General features: G+C 66.8%; 22 protein-coding genes, 1 tRNA gene and 1 pseudogene. 8 read left to right on the top strand and 16 right to left on the bottom strand.

From position 1 onward, the window contains the following. Positions 1-12: 12 nt before the first annotated feature. A complete protein-coding gene (locus FXF75_RS07580; protein ID WP_163521301.1) occupies positions 13-2070 on the bottom strand; it encodes a prolyl oligopeptidase family protein in 2058 nt (685 codons plus the stop codon). A 120-nt stretch (positions 2071-2190) separates the two neighbouring features. After that, entirely contained in the window at positions 2191-2913 is a 723-nt protein-coding gene (gene coxB, locus FXF75_RS07575) for a cytochrome c oxidase subunit II (RefSeq protein ID WP_163521300.1), read from the bottom strand. Positions 2914-3083: 170 nt separating this feature from the next. Here coxB and cyoE point away from each other — a divergent pair, with 170 nt between their 5' ends. The 3 genes from cyoE (at position 3084) to FXF75_RS07560 (ending at position 5855) form a co-directional block, all read left to right on the top strand. After that, positions 3084-4463, top strand: a complete 1380-nt coding sequence (cyoE, locus tag FXF75_RS07570; protein ID WP_163521953.1) for a heme o synthase — start codon at positions 3084-3086, stop codon at positions 4461-4463. An 18-nt stretch (positions 4464-4481) separates the two neighbouring features. Beyond that, positions 4482-5153 (top strand): hypothetical protein, encoded by a 672-nt coding sequence (locus tag FXF75_RS07565; protein ID WP_163521297.1) that lies wholly within the window; start codon positions 4482-4484, stop codon positions 5151-5153. Between the two features lie 81 nt (positions 5154-5234). Beyond that, entirely contained in the window at positions 5235-5855 is a 621-nt protein-coding gene (locus FXF75_RS07560) for an SHOCT domain-containing protein (RefSeq protein ID WP_163521295.1), read from the top strand. 24 nt (positions 5856-5879) lie between these two features. Here the strand turns inward: FXF75_RS07560 and FXF75_RS07555 are convergent, their stop codons facing one another. After that, a complete protein-coding gene (locus FXF75_RS07555) occupies positions 5880-6149 on the bottom strand; it encodes a hypothetical protein (RefSeq protein WP_163521293.1) in 270 nt (89 codons plus the stop codon). A gap of 84 nt (positions 6150-6233) precedes the next feature. On the opposite strand from FXF75_RS07555, the gene FXF75_RS07550 reads away from it, so the two are divergent. Both FXF75_RS07550 and FXF75_RS07545 read left to right on the top strand, forming a co-directional pair. Next, the gene (locus FXF75_RS07550) at positions 6234-7202 is read left to right on the top strand and encodes an ABC transporter ATP-binding protein (RefSeq protein ID WP_163521292.1); all 969 of its coding nucleotides are present in this window, start codon (positions 6234-6236) and stop codon (positions 7200-7202) included. Beyond that, on the top strand, positions 7199-7999 hold the full coding sequence (locus FXF75_RS07545) for an ABC transporter permease (RefSeq protein ID WP_163521289.1): 801 nt from the start codon (positions 7199-7201) through the stop codon (positions 7997-7999). Before FXF75_RS07550 ends, FXF75_RS07545 begins: the two co-directional genes overlap by 4 nt. 78 nt (positions 8000-8077) lie before the next feature. Here the strand turns inward: FXF75_RS07545 and FXF75_RS07540 are convergent, their stop codons facing one another. The 3 genes from FXF75_RS07540 to FXF75_RS07530 all read right to left on the bottom strand — a co-directional run bounded on the left by FXF75_RS07540 (position 8078) and on the right by FXF75_RS07530 (position 10188). After that, a complete protein-coding gene (locus tag FXF75_RS07540; protein ID WP_163521287.1) occupies positions 8078-8608 on the bottom strand; it encodes a hypothetical protein in 531 nt (176 codons plus the stop codon). Between the two features lie 63 nt (positions 8609-8671). Further along, a complete protein-coding gene (locus FXF75_RS07535) occupies positions 8672-9571 on the bottom strand; it encodes a fructosamine kinase family protein (protein ID WP_163521285.1) in 900 nt (299 codons plus the stop codon). Further along, the gene (locus tag FXF75_RS07530; protein ID WP_163521283.1) at positions 9568-10188 is read right to left on the bottom strand and encodes a DUF420 domain-containing protein; all 621 of its coding nucleotides are present in this window, start codon (positions 10186-10188) and stop codon (positions 9568-9570) included. Before FXF75_RS07530 ends, FXF75_RS07535 begins: the two co-directional genes overlap by 4 nt. 124 nt (positions 10189-10312) lie before the next feature. On the opposite strand from FXF75_RS07530, the gene FXF75_RS07525 reads away from it, so the two are divergent. From FXF75_RS07525 to meaB, 3 genes are all read left to right on the top strand, one after another. Beyond that, positions 10313-11023 carry a hypothetical protein gene (locus FXF75_RS07525; RefSeq protein WP_163521281.1) on the top strand — a complete coding sequence of 237 codons (711 nt, stop codon included), beginning with the start codon at positions 10313-10315 and terminating at the stop codon, positions 11021-11023. 295 nt (positions 11024-11318) lie between these two features. After that, positions 11319-11735 carry a cobalamin B12-binding domain-containing protein gene (locus tag FXF75_RS07520; protein ID WP_163521279.1) on the top strand — a complete coding sequence of 139 codons (417 nt, stop codon included), beginning with the start codon at positions 11319-11321 and terminating at the stop codon, positions 11733-11735. Continuing rightward, positions 11732-12781 (top strand): methylmalonyl Co-A mutase-associated GTPase MeaB, encoded by a 1050-nt coding sequence (gene meaB, locus FXF75_RS07515; RefSeq protein WP_163521277.1) that lies wholly within the window; start codon positions 11732-11734, stop codon positions 12779-12781. The genes FXF75_RS07520 and meaB overlap by 4 nt, the downstream gene beginning before the upstream one ends. 25 nt (positions 12782-12806) lie before the next feature. On the opposite strand, the gene FXF75_RS07510 is transcribed toward meaB, so the two are convergent. From FXF75_RS07510 to FXF75_RS07465, 10 genes and pseudogenes are all read right to left on the bottom strand, one after another. After that, entirely contained in the window at positions 12807-13400 is a 594-nt protein-coding gene (locus FXF75_RS07510) for a hypothetical protein (protein WP_163521276.1), read from the bottom strand. Between the two features lie 178 nt (positions 13401-13578). After that, complete coding sequence (rpsB, locus tag FXF75_RS07505; protein ID WP_163521274.1) at positions 13579-14370, bottom strand: 30S ribosomal protein S2; 792 nt, start codon at positions 14368-14370, stop codon at positions 13579-13581. Then, a pseudogene (eno, locus tag FXF75_RS07500) lies at positions 14367-15577 on the bottom strand (phosphopyruvate hydratase). The gene rpsB and the pseudogene eno overlap by 4 nt, the downstream one beginning before the upstream one ends. After that, on the bottom strand, positions 15574-15753 hold the full coding sequence (locus FXF75_RS07495) for a DNA-directed RNA polymerase subunit K (protein WP_163521272.1): 180 nt from the start codon (positions 15751-15753) through the stop codon (positions 15574-15576). Before FXF75_RS07495 ends, eno begins: the two are co-directional and overlap by 4 nt. After that, complete coding sequence (locus FXF75_RS07490) at positions 15753-15953, bottom strand: DNA-directed RNA polymerase subunit N (protein ID WP_163521271.1); 201 nt, start codon at positions 15951-15953, stop codon at positions 15753-15755. Before FXF75_RS07490 ends, FXF75_RS07495 begins: the two co-directional genes overlap by 1 nt. Positions 15954-16000: 47 nt before the next feature. Further along, a complete protein-coding gene (locus tag FXF75_RS07485; protein WP_309221776.1) occupies positions 16001-16411 on the bottom strand; it encodes a 30S ribosomal protein S9 in 411 nt (136 codons plus the stop codon). After that, positions 16392-16829 carry a 50S ribosomal protein L13 gene (locus tag FXF75_RS07480; protein WP_163521269.1) on the bottom strand — a complete coding sequence of 146 codons (438 nt, stop codon included), beginning with the start codon at positions 16827-16829 and terminating at the stop codon, positions 16392-16394. Before FXF75_RS07480 ends, FXF75_RS07485 begins: the two co-directional genes overlap by 20 nt. Further along, positions 16826-17179 (bottom strand): 50S ribosomal protein L18e, encoded by a 354-nt coding sequence (locus tag FXF75_RS07475; protein WP_205427369.1) that lies wholly within the window; start codon positions 17177-17179, stop codon positions 16826-16828. The genes FXF75_RS07480 and FXF75_RS07475 overlap by 4 nt, the downstream gene beginning before the upstream one ends. A 33-nt stretch (positions 17180-17212) precedes the next feature. Then, positions 17213-17297 (bottom strand) — tRNA-Leu (locus FXF75_RS07470). A gap of 164 nt (positions 17298-17461) precedes the next feature. Continuing rightward, positions 17462-18208: a DNA-directed RNA polymerase subunit D gene (locus FXF75_RS07465; protein ID WP_163521267.1), complete on the bottom strand. Its 747-nt coding sequence runs from the start codon at positions 18206-18208 to the stop codon at positions 17462-17464. Between the last annotated feature and the right edge of the window lie 3 nt (positions 18209-18211).

The raw sequence follows: 18211 nt of genomic DNA, 5'->3' as shown, positions 1-18211 counted from the left end.
GTTCCGTCCTTTTTACTCGTCCACTCCCAGCGCCTCGTAGAGGAACGTCCACTTGTCGGTCTGCTCTGTCGCAACGGTCTCGGCGGTCTCGCCGCCGCCGTGACCGGCGTCGGCGGTCGTCCGCAGGAGGAACGGGCCGCCGTCGGCCTCCGCCTGCATCCGAGCGGCCATCTTCCGGGCGTGACCCGGGTGGACGCGCGTGTCGCTCTCGCCGGTCGCGAACAGGACCGGCGGATACTCGACGCCCTCCTCGACGTCGTGGTACGGCGAGTACGCCCGGAGGTAGTCGAACGCCTCGGGGTCGTCCGGGTCGCCGTACTCGGGCGTCCACGCCGCGCCCATCCCCAATCGGTGGAACCGGAGCAGGTCCAGTAGCGGTACCGAACACCGCGCCGCGGCCCAGAGGTCCGGTCGCCGAGTCACGACCGCGCCGACCGACAGACCGCCGTTCGACCGTCCGGTGACCGCGAGTCGGTCGGGACTGGTGTACCCCGCCGAACAGAGGTACTCGCCCGCCGCAACGAAGTCGTCGAAGGTGTGCCGTTTCGCCGCGCCCATCCCGTCCTCGTGCCACTCCTCGCCGTACTCGTGACCGCCGCGCGCACAGACGCGCGCGTACACGCCGCCGTCCGCGAGAAACGGCAGTCGGAACCGGTCGAAGTCCGGCGGCCTGCTGGAGCGGAACCCGCCGTAGCCGTGGAGCACCGCCGGGTTATCGCCGTCGCACTCGACGCTCGCTCGGTGGCAGACGAACACCGGCACCTCGACGCCGCCCGACGACTCCACGAACGTCCGGCGAACCACGAGGTCGTCGGGCGTCGCCACCTCGACGCTCGCCAGTTCCCGGCGGTCGCCCGTCCCGAGGTCGGCGCGGACCAGCGTCGGCGGCCGGTCGAAGCCTTCGACCAGATAGAACGCCGCCTCGGCATCGGAGTCGGTCCGGAGTTTCGACACCGACGAGAACTCCGGAAGTGGGAGGTCCCGGCGGTGGCCGCCCTCGTGGTCGTAGACCGCGAGGCGGGCGCAGGCGTCCTCGGAGTACTGGGCGACGAGGGAGTCGGGCGTCGCGGCGACCGACTGGAGGACCGCCTCTCGCTCGGGGAGGATTGTCTCGCAGTCGGCCAGCGAGAGGTCGCCCGCGCGGAACCGCGACAGCGAGCAGGCCACCACGCGCTTGCGGGGGGCCTCGTGGTCGGTCTGAACGAAGACGCGTCCGTCGCCGAACACCGCGAACGTCTCGGCGTCGCTGTCGGTGAGGACGGGCCGGAACTCGCCGTCCGCCCGGACCCACCAGTCGGTGCCCGACGCGTCGTGGACCGCCACCGCCAGCGTCCCGGAGGCGGGGTCGGTCCTGACCAGCGGCCACCCGTCCGGGTCGTCCGGAGCGAAGAGGACCTCCTCGCTCCCGTCGAAGCGCCAGCGGCGCAGTTCCGTCTCGGTACCGCCGCCCGACGCCGGTTCGGTGGCGACGTAGTACAACCCCTCGCTGTCGGCGTCCCACGCGACCGTGCCGGGACTCGCGGGGTCGTATCCCACGAACGCGCGACTGACCCGCCCGCAGTCGTCCAACACGGCCACGTCCTCGCCGTCGGGTACGCTCGCGACGCGAATGTCCACGCGCTCGTCGCCGCCCGCGACGCCGTAGGCGACGTGTTCGCCGTCCGGTGCTGGCAGGAACCACGCCATCGAGCGGGTGGGCGCGTCTCCGGTCTCGTCGGGGTCCACGAGTCGCGTCCAGTCGCCGTCCGGGGACTCACTGACCACGAGTCGCGCGTGGTCGTCGCCGGGGTCGCGGACGGTCCGGAAGTACCGGCCGTTCGCGGCCTCGACGGTACCGTACTCCGAGACAGCGGTCAGCGAGCGCATCTCCGACCGGAGGCGGTCCCGCACGGGTGCGGCGAGGAGCGTGTCGGCGTACTCGTTCTGCGCGGCGGTCCACTCGCGGACCGCCTCGTCGTCGCGCTCCAGCCATCGGTAGGGGTCGGCGACTTCGGTTCCGTGGAACTCCTCGGTGACGGGTTCGCGGCGGGTCGGCGGCGGGTCGGCAGTCCAGTCCGGGGGCGTCGGCATACCGGGACGGTTCGAACACCTTGTCGAAAAATCGTGTGGTCCCGTGGGGGTGGTTCGCACGCGCTCGGCGACGACGCGGCTAGGCGGTCGGTGCCGGGCGGAAAAAGCGGGGAACGCGAGTTAGCTCGAACTGTTGCCCTGCTGTTCGTCGAGCCAGTTCTGGTACTCCTGCTGGCTCACGATACGAACTTCACCGAGCATCTTGGAGTGACCGACGCCGCAGTACTCGGCGCAGTAGAGTTGATAGGTTCCCGTCTCGGTCGGTTTCGTCTTGATGGTCTCGTACTGTCCGGGGAGCGCGTCCTGTTTCAGTCCGAGTTCGGGGACGTGGAAGGAGTGGAGCCAGTCCCGCGAGGTTATCCTGAGGATGACGTCCTTCCCCTTCGGCAGGACGAGAGTGCCCGTCGTCGTGACGTTCTGGCCGGTGTAGTTGTACTCCCAGAGGTACTTCTGGCCGTAGACGTCTACCGTCACGGCGTTCGAGTTTTCGGGTTCGATTTCGCCACTCGCCTGCGAGACGTACTCGTTGGCCATCACGCCGTAGGAGGCGTAGCCGACGACCAGCAGGACCAGCGCCGTGGCGATGGTCCACGAGATTTCGAGGCGGCGGTTCTCCTTGGTCGGTTTGGGGTCGTCGTTGTTGCGGTACTTCCACACGGTGTAGATGAGGATGCCCTCGACCAGCACCGTGATGGGAATCGCCATGTACAGCAGCTGGGTGTTCAGCGACTGTATCAGCGCCTCCGTGGTGGAGTCGTATCCCTGCGCAAGTACCGGGTCCGCGAACAGGGCGAGCGCCGCGACCCCCAGTAGCGTTGCGAACGCTGTCCGCTTTGAACTCATGCTGGTTGCGAATTAGGACGAGACTCATAAATACCTACTGACTTCCCTGTTCGGGTCAGCGGGTTAGACGGTCTGCGTTCCCCTCGATTCGGTTCTTCTAAATACGACGAGTCCGCAACGTTAGCTAGGAGATTCGCGTGACCGGACACCCATCTCGTCGGTTCGTCTCGATGCTCGCTGGCACCGCCATCGGCGTCTACCTGCTGGTGGTCGTCGGTGCGACCACGGCACTGACCGACGCCGCTGCCGCCTGCCCGACGTGGCCCGCGTGTCACGGTCGCTGGCTGGTCCCGCTGGACCGGCCGAAACTCGCAGTCGCGTGGGGCCACCGGGTCGCCGCGCTCGGCGTCGCCCTCGCGCTCGCGGCGACGACCGCCCTCGCGTGGGCGACGGACACCGAAGGGAGAGTCCGGGCCGCGCTCACCACCTCGGCGGTCCTCTACCCGGCGCAGGTCGGACTCGGCGCGTTCGCGGCGACCACCGCCACGCCCGCCCTGCTGTCGGCGGTCCACCTCGTCGTCGGCATGGCCATCTTCGGCGGCATCGTCGTCGCGCTCGCGTGGACGCTCGAACCCGAGACGTTCGACGAACCCACCGGTGTCGAGGACCCCGAGGAGGTACCCGACGCGCACGAACCGTCTCCGGCACCGACCGCGGCCCGACCCGACGGCCTCCTCGCGCGAGCCAAGCGGACCGGGTTCGCCTACTTCCGACTGATGAAGCCCCGACTGATGTGGCTGCTCTGTCTCGTCGCGTCGGCGGCGATGGCGCTCGCTGCCGGGTCGTCGTCGGCCCTACAGGTCGAGACGGTGGTCGCCACTCTCACGGGCGGCGTCCTCTCCATCGGCGCGTCGGGGACCTTCAATCACGTCCTCGAACGCGACGTGGACAAGAAGATGAACCGGACCGCAGACCGCCCCGCGGCGACCGACCAGATTCCGGTCCGGAACGCCGTGGCGTTCGGCGTCCTGCTGGTCGCGCTCTCACTGGGTGCGTTCCTGACGGTGAACGTGTTGGCGGCCGCGCTGGGGATGTTCGCCATCCTGTTCTACAGCGTCATCTACACGCTGTTGCTCAAGCCCAACACCGTCCAGAACACGGTCATCGGCGGTTTCGCCGGGGCGCTCCCGGCGCTCATCGGCGGGGCCGCCGTCACGGGCAGAATCGGCCTGCCCGCAGTCGTGCTGGCGGGCGTCATCTTCCTCTGGACCCCCGCTCACTTCTACAACCTCGCGCTGGCGTACAAGGACGACTACGCCCGCGGCGGGTTCCCGATGATGCCCGTGGTCCGAGGCGAGGCGGTCACCCGCAAGCACATTCTGCTCTACCTCGGTGCGACCCTGCTCGCGGCGGGTCTGCTCTCCGCGGTCACGACGCTCGGACTGGTCTACGCAGGGACCAGCGTCGCGTTCGGCGCGCTCTTCCTGTGGGCGGTCGTCCGCCTCCACCACGAGCGAACCGAGCAGGCGGCGTTCCGGTCGTTCCACGCCTCGAACGCGTACCTCGGCGCGCTGTTGCTCGCGGTCGTCGTGGACGCGCTCGTGTTCTGACACCCGAAACGACCAACTATGACACGGACTCTCGACCTCTCGCTGGACCGACTTCGGCCGAGTCGCGACGCCCTGCTGTGGACCGGCCTGCTGGTCAACACCGAACTCGTCCTGACGTTCGCGTATCTGTTGCTCGCGGACGTGACGGTGACCGAGTGGCGCTTCCTCGTCTTCCCGTTCGTCTGGATAAACGTCAGCGCGTGGGCGCTGCTGCGGGCCGACCCGGTGGCCGACTCGCGGCGCACTCGCTCCATCGGTGCGGCCGTGGCGGTCGGCTACTTCCTCCTGCTGGCGTACGTCGGCGGTCTCGTCGAACCCGGCGGGAGCCACGCCCTCGGGTGGCGAATCGCGTGGCTCCCGCCGGGATGGGGTCCCGCCGTCCTCTACACCGGGTCGGCGGTGAACCTCTCGCTGATGCCGTACAAACTCGTGGGCTACCTGACCCTCGCGTATCTCGTCTACGACACAGTGCTGGACACGGCGGGGTCGGCGGTGTCGGGTCTCGTCGGGTTGGTCTCCTGCGTCAGTTGCGCGTGGCCGGTCGTCGCCACGCTCGCGGCCGGAGTGGCGGGGACCGGAACCGGGGTGGCGGCCGCGGCCAGCGAATGGTCGTACACGCTCGGGACACTCGCGTTCGTCCTGACCGTCGCGCTGTTGCGGTGGCGGCCCACCGTCGGCGGTCGATTCTGACGGCGCGCTGATGCGAGTTATTTTCCGTGATAATAGTCGGCAAGTATAACCGGGTTCGCGTCAGACGTTCGTCTGACAGTCATGTCACCGACCGGCGACGACCGACGGTTCGCGTCGATGCTCGCCGACCGCGCCGACCACCCGTCGGTCACGGCCGACCGACTGGCGGGGACGGCCGACGCCGTCAGTGACCTCGAATCGGCGCTCGTGACCCGCCTCGTCGCCGGCGAGGAACCCGAGTTCTGCTTCGAGTGCGGCGACGAGGGCGTCGGGTTCGACGACCCGGAGTCCACCGTGACCCCCGAACGGGGCGGCGTCTACCTGTTCACCGACCGCCGGGTGTACCTCCAGTTGGGCGTCGAGGGTGGAGACGAGTCGGTGAGTCTCCCCTACGGCGATATCGTCGGCGTTCGCTCGCGTGACGGAGTTCGACGCCACCGCATCGACCTCGCGGTCGCGGACGCCAAGTACTTCCTCTGGCTTCCGGCCGCACTCGACGCCGACGACGTGGCCCGCGCCGCCGAGTACGTGACCTACCGTTCCAAAGCCGAGTCGCCCGACACCGGGGGTGGCGGGTCGGCGTCGCCGGACGAACCCCAGAGTCTGCGCGACCGACTCGAACGACTCGGCGACGCCAAGTCGCGCGGACTCATCGACGAGGAGGAGTTCCAGCGTCGCAAGGAGGACCTACTGGACGAGTGAATCTGGGCGTTCGAGGGCCGTAAATCACGGTCCGCCGCGCAGTCTGTACTCGTCGATATTCTCGACCTCAGTGCCGACGTATCCGAGCAACCAGTTCCACTTCTCGGGGACGCTCCGGTCGCCGGGCGCGTCGGCCATACGCTCGGCGACGAACGGCGGACTCCACTCGACGCCCTCGGACTCCCGGAGTCGAACCGCCGCGTCGGCGACTCGTTCGGCGTCGCGTTCCGACCCGAACTCGGCGGCGATTCTGGTCTCGACTTCCCTCCGAAAGCGGTCGGTGGCGTCGGTCATATCGGCCGTATCCGACCGATGACACAAATACCTACTGGCGTCGGAATCGAACCGCTTACCAGCGAACCGCCACAATCCCGGACCATGAACGACGTACTGGTCGCCGAGGACCTCCGGAAGACCTACGGCGACACCGCGGCGCTGGCCGGCGTGTCGCTGTCGGTCGGCGAGGGCGAGGTGTTCGCGCTCATCGGTCCTAACGGCGCGGGCAAGACCACCCTCGTCCGGGCGCTGACCGGGACGACCGACCCGGACTCGGGGTCGGTGTCGGTGTTCGGGACCGACCCGGAGTCGGCCGACCCCCAGCGTCTGGGACTCCTCCCGCAGGCGTTCGACCCGCCGGAGCGACTGACCGCGCGCGAACTGGTCGAGTACTACGCCGGACTCTACGACGAGGCCCGCGACCCGGAGGCGGTCCTCGCGGAGGTCGGGATGGCGGACGCCGACGAGACGTGGTACGAGAACCTCTCTGGCGGCCAGCGACGCCGCGCTTGCGTCGGTACGGCGCTGGTCAACGACCCCGACCTGCTGTTCCTCGACGAACCGACCACGGGCATCGACCCGGCCGGGCGGCGGGCGCTCTGGTCGCTCATAGAGGAGTTGGCCGACCGCGGGACGACCGTCTTCCTGACGACCCACTACATGGCGGAGGCCGAGCGACTCGCCGACCGGGTGGCACTGCTCGCCGACGGCGAAGTCGCCGCGGCGGGGTCCCCGTCGGCGCTCGTGGCCGAACACGGCGGCCGGACGCGAATCGTGGTCGAGACCGACGCCGACGTGAGTGCGGTCGCCGACGCCTTCGCCGGGACCGACTTCGAAGTCGAGTCGAGCGAGGGCCGACTGGTCGTCGGTGGGGTCGAACCCGAGGACATCGGCGACGTGGTTTCGGCGCTGAACGACCGCGGGGTCGCCTACGAGTCGCTGGCGTGGAAGCAACCCACGCTCGAAGACGCCTTCCTCCGGGTGACCGGGAAGTCGGTCGCGGGCGGGGAAGGCATCTCGGTCGGGACCAACCGCGAGGGCGAACCCGCCTTCGCGGGGGGCGAGCGATGAGCGCCACCGGCCGGGTCCGGTCGGAAGCGAGTGCGGCGTGGCGCTCGTTCGTCCGGCGGCGGACCGCGGTGTTCTTCACGTTCTTCTTCCCGGTCATCCTCATCCTCATCTTCGCGGTGCTGGTCCAGACGAACCCGACCGGCGGCGGACTGTTCGCGGAACCGCCGGGCTACTACCTGCCGGGGTATCTCGCCGTGGTCGTCCTCTTCACACCGCTCTCGCGAGTGGGGTCGGAGGTCGCACGCCACCGCGAGGGCAACCGCTTCGAGAAACTGGCGACGACGCCGCTGTCGCGCGCCGAGTGGCTCCTGGCCCACACGCTGGTCAACGTCGCCATCATCGGCATCGCCGGTCTGCTCATCCTCGGACTGATGGCGCTGGTGACGGGGACGGCGTCGCTCGCGCTCGGCCCGGCGAACCTCGCGCTGGTGGCGGCGTTCGTCGGATTCGCGGTCGCGCTGTTCTGCGGTCTCGGCGCGGTCCTCGGCGGACTCGCCGACTCCCAAGACGGCGTCATCGCCGCGAGCAACACCATCGCGCTGCCGCTGCTGTTCCTCTCGGACACCTTCGTCACGCCCGGCCTGCTCCCGGCGTGGTTCCGACCCGCGATGAACCTCTCGCCGCTGACCTACTTCGCGCGCGGCGTTCGGGAACTGACCTACCGAATGTCGGCGTCGGGCGCGGAACCGCTCGCGGAGGCGGCGCTCGCCGGGTGGGAGTCCAACCTCGCGGTGCTGGCGGTCCTCACGGTGGTCTTCTTCGCCGCGGGGACCTACGCGATTCCGCGGACGGACTGACCTCGAACCGTCACGGAACGCGCGCCTCGCCTTCTGCAGAACAAGACCGACCGCCGAGACCGTGGCTTGTCGGTCGTCTCACTCGATTTTCGCGCGGAGGCGCTCTCGGAACCCGGGGTCGTCGTCCGTATCCGCGGTCTCTCCGACCGAGACCCCGCGGAGGCGGAGTATCTCGACCGCCTCGTCGGCGTCGGCCTCCGTCGGGGTCTCGATTTCGAGGTCGTCACGGTCGCCCTCGCACACGACTCGGAGTTCGTCTTCGTCCACACGTCGGACCGCCTCGACCTGTCGCAGAGAAACCGTCCGATTCCGGACGTCCCGGTACGCCACTAGACCGACGATGAAGGCGGCGCAGGCGAGAACCAACAGCGACAGCGCGTCGGCGTTCCCCGTCAGCACGTCGCGGGCGCTCGCAATCGTACGAGCCACGAACCCTCCGGAACCGAGAACCGAGACGACGAACAGCAACCGCCGGTCCCGGTCGTTGCGCTCCCAGCCGTCGCGCCACTTCTCGACGACCACTCGCCGAACCGACCCCGAGACGCGGAGTTCGCCGTCGGTGGCGGTCGCGGTCCCCGTCGCCGTCCGAAACGTCCACTCGTCGGTCACGAGTGACAATCCGCCGTCACGTCCCTTAGACCCAGCGGTACGGCCGGCCGCACCGGCCGTCGGTCAGTAGCCGAGTTCGGTTAGTCGCTGCCGGATTCCCGCGGCGTATCCGTCGTCTTCGAAGTAGAGCAGATGTTCGAGTAGCGGCACGAGTTGGTACACATCCCGGCGACCCTCCTCGAACCCGGCGTCGATACCGCGCTCGTCGCGGTAGGTCTCGAAGAAAGCGTCGCCGAACGACCCGACGAAATCGACGTAGGCGAGTTCGACCTCCGCGTGGCCGAACGACGACGCCGGGTCGAGGAACGCCCGGACGCGGCCGTCGCGCACGACGATGTTGTTCGCCCACGCGTCGCCGTGGAGCAACGAGGGCGCCGGAGAATCGGGGAGCCACGAGTCGAGGTCCGCGGCGAGCGCGTCGATGCGGTCGGCGAGTTCCGGGGAGAGGACGCCCGCTTCGGCGGCCATCCCGGCGAAGTGGCGGAGACGGCGGTCCCGGAAGAACGCCACCCACGACTCGGTCCACGAGTTGGGTTGCCGATACGGTCCGGTCAGGGTGTCGCGCGGAAAGCCGAACCGACCGTCCGCGGCGTCCCGCATCTCTCCGCTGGACTCCCTCGGTCGTCGCTCGTGGAGCGCGGCGAGGTGCCGAGCCACGTCGCGTTCGGCGGCCGGGGTGAACTCGCCGTCGCCCTCGACGTACTCCATCACCAGCAGGTCGTCGCTCCAGTGGAGTACTTCCGGAACCGGTAGGCCGCGGTCGGCGAGAACCGAGAGCATGAACGCCTCGACGTCGAGGGGCGTCTCGCCGGTCTTGGCCGCCACGGTCCGGCCGTCGGCGAGCGACACTCGTTCGACGCGTCCGACCTCGCCGCCGTCGAGTTCGGTGGCAGATTCGACCCCGACCCCGAGCGCGTCGGCGACCTGCGTTCGAATCGACGGTTCGGTTCGCCGGTCGCTCATCGTCGCCGAACGAGTACGAGGGGAACGAGCGCGGCCATGTACTCGTCGACTCCGTAGACGTGGTTCAACATCAGGTAGGTGACGATGCCGAGCGCGAGGCTGAGTCCCCACGCTCCCGCCGCCCAGCGCCCGACTCTGGCGTGGGGCGTGTTCCGGAGTTCCGCGGGCGTGTGGGTCAGTCCGAGGACCACGGCGTAGACGACCACGGGCACGGCGATTACCGAGAGAGCGATGTGTATCGCCAGCATCACGAGGTAGGCGTAGTAAACCAGTCCCTCGACCGCGATTGACTTCTCGCCGCCCCCGCCTATCTTCACGAGATAGAGCGCGAGGAAGGTCAGAATCATCACGAACGCGGTCAGCATCGCGGCGCGGTGCTTGCGGACCTCGCCGCGGCGAATCCAGCGCCACCCGAGCAGGAGCGACGTGAGCGCGACGGTGTTGACGACCGCGATGGCGTGGCTCAGTAAGTCCACGGTGCTTCGGGATATCTCCGGGTAGATGGGGATGAGTCCGGCGAACGTCCCGAGGACGAGCACGTATCCGAGTATCGAGAGGACCGCGGTGGCGGCCCGCGGGTTATCCTTGACCCGGCGCTTCGCGGTTGCAGTGGCCATGTACGGACGTTTGGAACTATCGTCCCAAGTGTGTTGCTGTCTACGAGGAGTCAGCCAGTAGGTCCAGCGTATCCGTCCGGGAAACCACGAACGCTTTTATCGACGCTCGGACAACTCATCCGGCGTGTCCCTCGACTACTTCCGGTACTACACGCGCTGGAACCACGCCGCCAACCGGCGTCGCTACGCCGCGCCCGCCGACCCGTGGAACGTCGTGTTGGTGGACCCCTCCGAGGTGGAGTACTACGTGACCGTCTCGCTAAAGTGGGGCCTCGGCAGGGTCCGCGGCGGTGAGTGGGACCGCCCGGAGAACTGCGAGGAGTTGGACGAAACGGTGACCGCGAGGGGCCTCCGCCAGCGATTCGAGGAGGGCCGAGCGTGGGAGGAGACGGTCTACTACGAGTGGGCGAAAGGGAAGTTCGAGGAAGGGGACGAGACTGGCGAGGGCAACGCTGTCCGGGGACACGAGACGCTGGAGCAGTTCCGAGACGAGCGATTGACGGCCATCGACGACCTGTACGACAGCATCCGACGTGACGGCTACAGGCCGAACGACGAGACGCTGTACGACGACCCGAGCGAGGTCGAGCGCGTGAGCGATTTGGAGCCACTCGTCGTCGTCGGTCGCTCGGGCGATATTCGGTGGAACGAGGGCTACCACAGGCTGCTACTCTCCTCGATTCTGGGCGTCGATGAAATCCCGGTGTACGTGGTCCGGAGATACGAGGAGTGGCAGCGCAAGCGCGACGAGATGAGCGGACGGTCGGTCTCGGAACTGTCCGGCGAACTGCGGGAGTACGCCGACCATCCGGACGTGCAGGACGTCGTGTCCTGACGGTTGGACGGCTGTCTCGACCAACCGCTCGACGCTAGTTGGCACGAACGTCGGAGTCGATAGACGGGAAGCGATGAAAGAGGTCAGAACGGGGAGAAAGAGCAGAGAATGGAGAGGAAGAGGAGCGAACCGAGCTATCTACTGCTTGCCCGTTGACCCCTGAGACCGAGCGCGCTTGGTGTTCGTCCCGACTCTCGCGTAACTCCTCGTTCATCAAGCCCGCTTGCACGAACTAAAACGAACTTTCGGCAAGATTTCCGTAACTGTCAAAGCCGAACGTGTCGAAACGACGGATATGAGCGCAGACCAGGAACAGCAGTCGATTCGCTGCCTCGTCGCCAAGGTCGGACTCGACGGACACGACCGGGGTGCACACGTCATCGCCCGCGCCTTCCGCGACGCCGGGTTCGAGGTCATCTACTCGGGCCTGCACAACGCGCCCGACGAAATCGTGCAGGCGGCCGTCCAAGAGGACGTGAACGTCCTCGGCATCTCCATCCTCTCGGGGGCGCACAACACCCTCGTGCCCAAGGTCATCGACGGACTCAAAGAGTACGGCGCGTTCGAGGACACCCTCATCCTCGTCGGCGGGGTCGTGCCCGACGACGACAAGGCCGAACTCAAGGAGATGGGCGTCGCCGAGGTGTTCGGTCCCGGCACGCCGATGGAGGAGACCATCGAGTTCGTCCGCGAAAACGCTCCGAAGCGATGAGCGCGGAGTCAGACCACGCCGAACTGGTCGAGGACCTGCTGGCGGGCGAACACCGCGCGCTGGCCCGGACCATCACCAAAATCGAGAACCGCGCGCCGGGGTACCGGGACCTCGTCTCTCGACTCCACAGACACACCGGCCACGCCGAAGTCGTCGGCATCACGGGGAGTCCGGGCGCGGGCAAGTCCACGCTCGTGGACAAGATGGCCAACTACTACCGCGAGCGCGGCGAGACAGTCGGCGTCATCGCGGTGGACCCCTCCTCGCCGTTCACCGGCGGTGCGGTGCTGGGCGACCGCATCCGCATGGCGAGCAACGTCGGCGACATGGACGTGTTCTTCCGGTCGATGTCGGCCCGAGGCACCCTCGGCGGTCTCTCGACGGCGACCACGGACGCGGTGAAGGCCCTCGACGCCTTCGGCAAGGACAAGATACTCATCGAGACCGTCGGCGCGGGCCAGAACGAGATAGACATCGTGAAGTCCGCCGACACGGTGGCGGTGCTGGTCCCGCCGGGGAGCGGCGACGACGTGCAGATGCTCAAGGCCGGAATCCTCGAAATCGGCGACGTGTTCGTCGTCAACAAGGCCGACCTCGCTGGGGCCGACCGGACGGCCCAAGAACTGCGCGAGATGATTCACATGCAGAACGACCACACCGCGGGTCTCGCCACCGGCCACCACGGCGCGGGCGCGACCGACGCCGACCACGGTCACGACGACGGGGACGACGAGGACGGGTGGGAACCCCGAATCGTCGAGACGGTCGCCAAGGACGGCGAGGGCGTCGAAGAACTGGTCGAGACGCTCGCCGACCACCGGGCGTATCTGGAGGAGTCGGGACTGCTCGAAGGGAAAGAGCGGATGCGCTACGCCGAGGAGATTCGGAACCTGCTGCGCGACGACGTGGGCGGTCTGCTGGAGGAGGAAATCGAGCGTCACGGCGGTATGGACGACCTTGTCGAGAGCGTCCGGCGGCGCGAGACCGACCCCTACTCGGTCGCCGACGAGATACTCGAACCCATCGAAGACTGTCTCGAAGACTGACGACGGGTCGGCCCGCGCCCCCGCGTCAGAAGAGGAACTGCTGGAACTCCTCGCGGCTATCCAGTCCTTCGCCCGAGAAGAGACGATTCTCCGCGTCCTCCTCCAGCGGACTGGCCAGCAGCGTGACGATTCGGTCGGTCTGTTCGTACAGCGAGAACTCGTTACTCGTCTCGTACACCTGTGGCTGGTGGAACCCGTCGGTCGCGTCGTCGTTCGGGTCCACGAAGTAGCCCTGTTCGGACGCGTACTCGGCAGTGAGTTCGGCTTGTTCGATGATGAACATCGGAACGCGCTCGCCGGTGTTCAGGTACACCACCATGTGGGTGTTGTACTCGTTCAGCGACGTGCCGAGGTTCTCGGGAACGTCGGGCGTCCAGTCGATGACGTCCGACACGATGACGAACTTCGCCTGCGGACGGAAGTCGTTTTGGAACGTCCCGACCTTGAACACCTCGTCGTCCACGTTGATGTTCTCGTCGTCGCCCCCGTCGCCGTCCTGTCCGGCGACGTGTCCGGAACCGACGATGCTCGCTCCGAGGGTTGCGAGCGTTCCGTTCTTCAGGAACCGACGTCGCGACTCGCCGCCGGTGAGTCGTGAGACGATGTCGTCGTTACTCATTGGTCTCCACGTGGCGACCACCATCTCGTGACGCAAAAGTTGGATGGCCAACTCCACCGCGCCGACACACCGCGCGTCGCGTCTTCCGGTTCGACAGGCGCTCTACGCGTATTTCGGACGCGTAGCTACGGACCGTTGTGAACCGAAAACCCCGCAAAACGAAACCCAAAAACGTCGCTTAAATCTCGCTCTCGAAGTCGTCGAGACCGTACGTCGGTTCGGCACCGCGGCGGTCGAGCGTCTCGTTGGCGAGTAGCCAGTAGACGACCGACAGCGCCTTTCGACCCTTGTTGTTCGTCGGGACCACGAGGTCCACGTTACTGGTGTTGTTGTTGGAGTCGCACATCGCGATGACCGGGATGCCCACCGTGATGGCCTCCTTGACGGCCTGCGCGTCACCGATGGGGTCCGTGACGACCAGCACGTCGGGTTCGATGTAGCCCTCGTACTTGGGGTTGGTGAGCGTACCGGGGATGAACCGACCCGTCCGGGCACGCGCACCGACCGCTTCCGCGAACTTCTCGGCGGGGAAGCGACCGTACTGTCGCGAACTCGTCACCAGAATCTGCTCCGGGTTGTAGTTGGCGAGGAAGTCCGCCGCCGTCCGGATGCGCTGGTCGGTCTGGGACACGTCGAGGACGTACAGTCCGTCCGTGCGGACGCGGTGGATGAACCGCTCCATGTCCTGCGTCTTCTGTTGGGTACCGATGTGGACACCGGCGCCGAGGTAGTCCTCGACGGGGATGAGGAGGTCGGCCTCCTCCTGGTTGTCCATCACGTTTTCGTCGAGGTTCGGTCCCTCGTCTTCCACGTCTTCGGTTGCCTGTTCGTCGTCGGCCTGCGCCGCCACGTCCTCGTCGGGCTGCTCTGCCGGCTCCGCGCCGCCAGCGCCCTCGGGTTCGGAGTCAATCTCCGATTCCGCGGCGTCGAGTCCTTCGTCGTCTACCTGTTCGGATTCGTTCTCGCTCATAATCTCGAAACGTTTTGCTCGATGCGAATGAGTTCGTTCAGTTTGGCAGTTCGCTCGCCGCCGACCGCGCCCGTCTTGATGTACGGCGCGCCGGTCGCCACGGCGAGGTGTGCGATGGTCGTGTCTTCGGTCTCTCCGCTCCGGTGAGAGATGACCGGCTCGTAGCCGTTCTCGACCGCGAGTTCCACGGCGTCCACGGCGTCCGAGAGCGTCCCAATCTGATTGGGTTTGACCAGGATACTGTTACCGGCACCCTGCTCGATTCCGGTCCGGAGTCGCTCGACGTTGGTGACGAACAGGTCGTCACCGCAGACGAGCGTCCGGTCGCCGACTCGTTCGGTCAGTTCGGCGAAGCCCTCGTAGTCGTTCTCGTCCAGCGGGTCCTCCACGTAGGCGAGGTCGTACTCGTCCACGAGGTCCGCGATGTAATCGATTTGCTCGTCGGCCGAGCGAGTCGTGTCGCGGTAGGCGTACTCCTCGGCGTCGTCGTCGTACATCTCCGAGGCCGCCACGTCCAACCCGAATCTCACGTCGAAGCCGAACTCGTCGGCGACGGTGTCGGTGGCCTCCGCGACGATTTCGAACGCCTCGTCGTCGTCGATGGACGGTGCCCACGCACCTTCGTCGCCTTTTCCGGCGGCGATGTCGCGTTCCGTGAGGAGGTCGTGGACCGCGCTATGGACCGCGGCGTTGGCGAACACCGCGTCCTGCACGCTCGGAGCGCCGACCGGCACGGAGAGGAACTCCTGAATCGCGGTCGCGTCCGCGGCGTGTTCGCCGCCGCCGACGACGTTGCCCAGCGGGGTCGGGAACTCCTCGCCGCGGAACGCTCCGCCGAGGTGCTGGTACAGCGGCGCACCGATGACGTCGGCCGCGGCCTTCGCGGCCGCCATGCTGATGGCGACGGCGCTGTTGGCACCAATCTCCGAGAAGTCGTCGGTCCCGTCGGCCGCTCGCAGCGTGCGGTCCACGTCGCGCTGGTCGCCGACGAAGACGACCCTTCGAGTCGCGGGACGGCGTGTTCGCGAGCCGAGGCGATGGCCTCGCTCGGGTCGAGTTCGATGGCTTCGTACTCCCCGGTCGAGGCACCGCTCGGTGCGGCCGCCCGACCGAACCCACCGCTCTCGGTGACGACGTCGGCCTCGACCGTCCGATTGCCTCGGGAGTCGAGAATCTGTCGGAGTCGAACCTCGCTGACGAGCGTCATTTCTCACCTCGGCGCACCGTGAACGGCAGGACGCCAGCGTCGTACTCGTCGGCCGCGATGAGTATCGGCTCGGTCCGGTCGGTGTCGGTCAGCACGGGTGCGCCGTACGACACCTGCAAGGCGCGTGCCCCGATAATTCGAGCCTTCTCGTATCGGGAGTAGCGTTGTCGAGCCATTACTGGTAGGGAGCGACGATATCGACGAGGTCCTTGTGCGAGACGAGCATCCGGCGACAGCACTGCCGTTCGACGCCGAGTTCGTCGAGGACCTTCTCCGGGTCCTCGTCGCCCTCTTTCGTCGCCGACCGTGCTTTGAACTCTTCCCAGTACTCCCCGACGACCATGCCGCACGTGAAACAGCGGACTGGTACCATCATGGGTTATCGTGTCTCCGTTCGGAACCGCGGGTTTCCTGTCATGGTAATCAACGGTAGGACTTCTGGTAGCGGGCGCGAGCGCCGGGACCGCCCCACTTCTTGGGTTCGGAACGCCGCGAGTCGTTGACCAGCAGCGACCGGTCGAACTCGATGAACGCGTCCCGAAGCTCGGCGTCGTTGGTGTACTGGACGAGTCCGCGGGCGATGGCGGTGCGGACCGCGTCGGCCTGTCCGCTGATGCCGCCGCCCTGCACGTCGACTTCCACGTCCACGTCATCGCGAGCCTCGTCGCCCGCGATGCGGAACGGCTCCAGCATCTTCAGCTGTGCCGTCTCCGGTTCGACAGCTCGACGGGCTGGGAGTTGATTCGCACGCGGCCCTCGCCGTCCGTGACCGTGGCGCGGGCGATGGCCGTCTTCTTCTTTCCGCTCGTGTTGGTTACCATGTGACGTTAGCACCCAGATTTTCACTGACGTCGCCCAGTTGGACGAAGCGAATGTTCGATAGCCGGTCCAGCGACGTGCCGTCGAGGACGTCGCCGTCCTCGTCGAACGGGTTGCCGACGTAGACTCGGATGTTCTCGAACGCCTCGCGGCCGCGGTCCTCTTTGTACGGGACCATCCCGCGGATGGCGCGCTTGAAAATCATGTCGGGGCGCTTGGGGTAGTACGGACCGCTGTCCGACCCCAGTTCGGCGCGCGTCTCGTAGGTCTCCATCACGTCGTCTTCGCTTCCGGTGATGACCGCGTCTTCGGCGTTGACCACCGCGACGCGTTCGCCGTCGAGCGCACGCTGTGCAACTTGGCTCGCCACGCGACCGAGGATACAGTCGCGCGCGTCGACCACTACGTCTGCGTCGAATTCTGCGAGACTCATCGAATCACCCGCACGTTCGAGCCGTCTGGATTCTGTTCGATAGCCTGTTCGAGTTCGAGAGCCTCACCGTCCGCTTGCTGAATCTTGGTCTCCGCGCTGGACGAGAAGTCCACTGCGGCGACGGTTACCGTCTTCTGCAGGACCCCACTACCGAGAACCTTACCGGGTACGATGACGGTCTCGTCTTCCTCGGCATATCGCTCGATGCGACCGAGGTTGACTTCCGCGTGCGTACTCCGTGGCTTCTCGAGGCGGTCCGCGACAGTACTCCACACATCGGCGTCCGAATCGCGGGACACCGACTTCAGGTCAGCGATGAGACTGGTGAGCCTCGGATTCGTCTTGCTCATAATACTTCCTCCTGATGGGAATAAGAACTGAAGTGCAGGGAGCAGGATTTGAACCTGCGGACTCCTACGAGACAGCGCCCTGAACGCTGCGCCGTTGGCCTGACTTGGCTATCCCTGCACGTAGAACACACGTGCAACCCTTCGCGGGCAACTGTGTGTTGTGGGTGGCCCTTCAAACCAGTTTCGAAACGACTGGCGTCTTCGGCCCCTGCCGTCACGGAGTCTTGCGACTTTCGGAGGCCCGCGAACGCCGAAACGTGGTCTGAAGTGCCTTGCATGATTCTATAGCTGTACAGCTTCTTCGAGTTCGTCCGCGCGCTCGCCAATCGAGGCGGCGGCCGCCGTCACGAGGTCGTCGATTGACAGCGACCCGTCGGTCTCGACGTGGAACACGAATGCGTTCGGCACGTCGTGGACCTCGACCTCCTTACCGGGGTAGCGGTTCGTGAGGTCGTGGTCGAACTCCTCGGTCGGAATCAGTTCGCCGTCGTCCTCGATGACGCCGCGGAGGATGTTCGTCTCCTCCTCGTCGTACTCGTCTCGGTCGCCGGCGACCTCCACGCGCTGGAGGTGTCGGTAGCCGACGGCCACGCCGCCCTGATGTTTGGCGTGGTCCTTCCCCGTCGAGAGGACGGCGTCGGCTTCGAGTTCGAGCCGCTGGTCGTCTTTGAGGTCGATGATGGGAACGTTGTCGTCCGCCGGTTGGACCATCTCGTCGGAACTCACGAGGTCGCCCGAGTAGGCGGTACTCGGTCCCGACACGTCGAGACTGAGCGTAACGGTGTCGCCCTCCTCGAACTCGCCGAGCGGCGTACTGAGAGGGACGAGACCGAGTCGCAGACCAATCTGCTCGTCGAACATCACCGACGAGTTCTCCACCATCCGAACCGTCTCGATGGAGAGGGTCGGCACGTCGGCGACGATGGCCCGACGAATCCCGTTGGCGAACGCCGGGGTCACGCCTCGAACGAGGAACCGAGCCTTTCGGTCCCCGCGTTCGACGAACTCGACCTCGTACTCTCCTGTCATGGG

Origin of the sequence: Halorussus sp. MSC15.2 (assembly GCF_010747475.1) — an archaeon.
In the GTDB taxonomy this organism is placed as follows: Archaea; Halobacteriota; Halobacteria; order Halobacteriales; family Haladaptataceae; genus Halorussus.
Note: the sequence above shows the minus strand (reverse complement) of the source record. Positions and strands in the feature narration are given on the sequence as shown.

What these genes read in the sequence shown, in the direction of transcription:
- FXF75_RS07580 (WP_163521301.1), bottom strand. Translation starts at nt 2,070, where the DNA reads ATGCCGACGCCCCCGGACTGGACTGCCGACCCGCCGCCGACCCGCCGC.
- coxB (WP_163521300.1), bottom strand. Translation starts at nt 2,913, where the DNA reads ATGAGTTCAAAGCGGACAGCGTTCGCAACGCTACTGGGGGTCGCGGCG.
- cyoE (WP_163521953.1), top strand. Translation starts at nt 3,084, where the DNA reads ATGCTCGCTGGCACCGCCATCGGCGTCTACCTGCTGGTGGTCGTCGGT.
- FXF75_RS07565 (WP_163521297.1), top strand. Translation starts at nt 4,482, where the DNA reads ATGACACGGACTCTCGACCTCTCGCTGGACCGACTTCGGCCGAGTCGC.
- FXF75_RS07560 (WP_163521295.1), top strand. Translation starts at nt 5,235, where the DNA reads ATGTCACCGACCGGCGACGACCGACGGTTCGCGTCGATGCTCGCCGAC.
- FXF75_RS07555 (WP_163521293.1), bottom strand. Translation starts at nt 6,149, where the DNA reads ATGACCGACGCCACCGACCGCTTTCGGAGGGAAGTCGAGACCAGAATC.
- FXF75_RS07550 (WP_163521292.1), top strand. Translation starts at nt 6,234, where the DNA reads ATGAACGACGTACTGGTCGCCGAGGACCTCCGGAAGACCTACGGCGAC.
- FXF75_RS07545 (WP_163521289.1), top strand. Translation starts at nt 7,199, where the DNA reads ATGAGCGCCACCGGCCGGGTCCGGTCGGAAGCGAGTGCGGCGTGGCGC.
- FXF75_RS07535 (WP_163521285.1), bottom strand. Translation starts at nt 9,571, where the DNA reads ATGAGCGACCGGCGAACCGAACCGTCGATTCGAACGCAGGTCGCCGAC.
- FXF75_RS07530 (WP_163521283.1), bottom strand. Translation starts at nt 10,188, where the DNA reads ATGGCCACTGCAACCGCGAAGCGCCGGGTCAAGGATAACCCGCGGGCC.
- FXF75_RS07520 (WP_163521279.1), top strand. Translation starts at nt 11,319, where the DNA reads ATGAGCGCAGACCAGGAACAGCAGTCGATTCGCTGCCTCGTCGCCAAG.
- meaB (WP_163521277.1), top strand. Translation starts at nt 11,732, where the DNA reads ATGAGCGCGGAGTCAGACCACGCCGAACTGGTCGAGGACCTGCTGGCG.
- FXF75_RS07510 (WP_163521276.1), bottom strand. Translation starts at nt 13,400, where the DNA reads ATGAGTAACGACGACATCGTCTCACGACTCACCGGCGGCGAGTCGCGA.
- rpsB (WP_163521274.1), bottom strand. Translation starts at nt 14,370, where the DNA reads ATGAGCGAGAACGAATCCGAACAGGTAGACGACGAAGGACTCGACGCC.
- FXF75_RS07495 (WP_163521272.1), bottom strand. Translation starts at nt 15,753, where the DNA reads ATGGCTCGACAACGCTACTCCCGATACGAGAAGGCTCGAATTATCGGG.
- FXF75_RS07490 (WP_163521271.1), bottom strand. Translation starts at nt 15,953, where the DNA reads ATGATGGTACCAGTCCGCTGTTTCACGTGCGGCATGGTCGTCGGGGAG.
- FXF75_RS07480 (WP_163521269.1), bottom strand. Translation starts at nt 16,829, where the DNA reads ATGAGTCTCGCAGAATTCGACGCAGACGTAGTGGTCGACGCGCGCGAC.
- FXF75_RS07475 (WP_205427369.1), bottom strand. Translation starts at nt 17,179, where the DNA reads ATGAGCAAGACGAATCCGAGGCTCACCAGTCTCATCGCTGACCTGAAG.
- FXF75_RS07465 (WP_163521267.1), bottom strand. Translation starts at nt 18,208, where the DNA reads ATGACAGGAGAGTACGAGGTCGAGTTCGTCGAACGCGGGGACCGAAAG.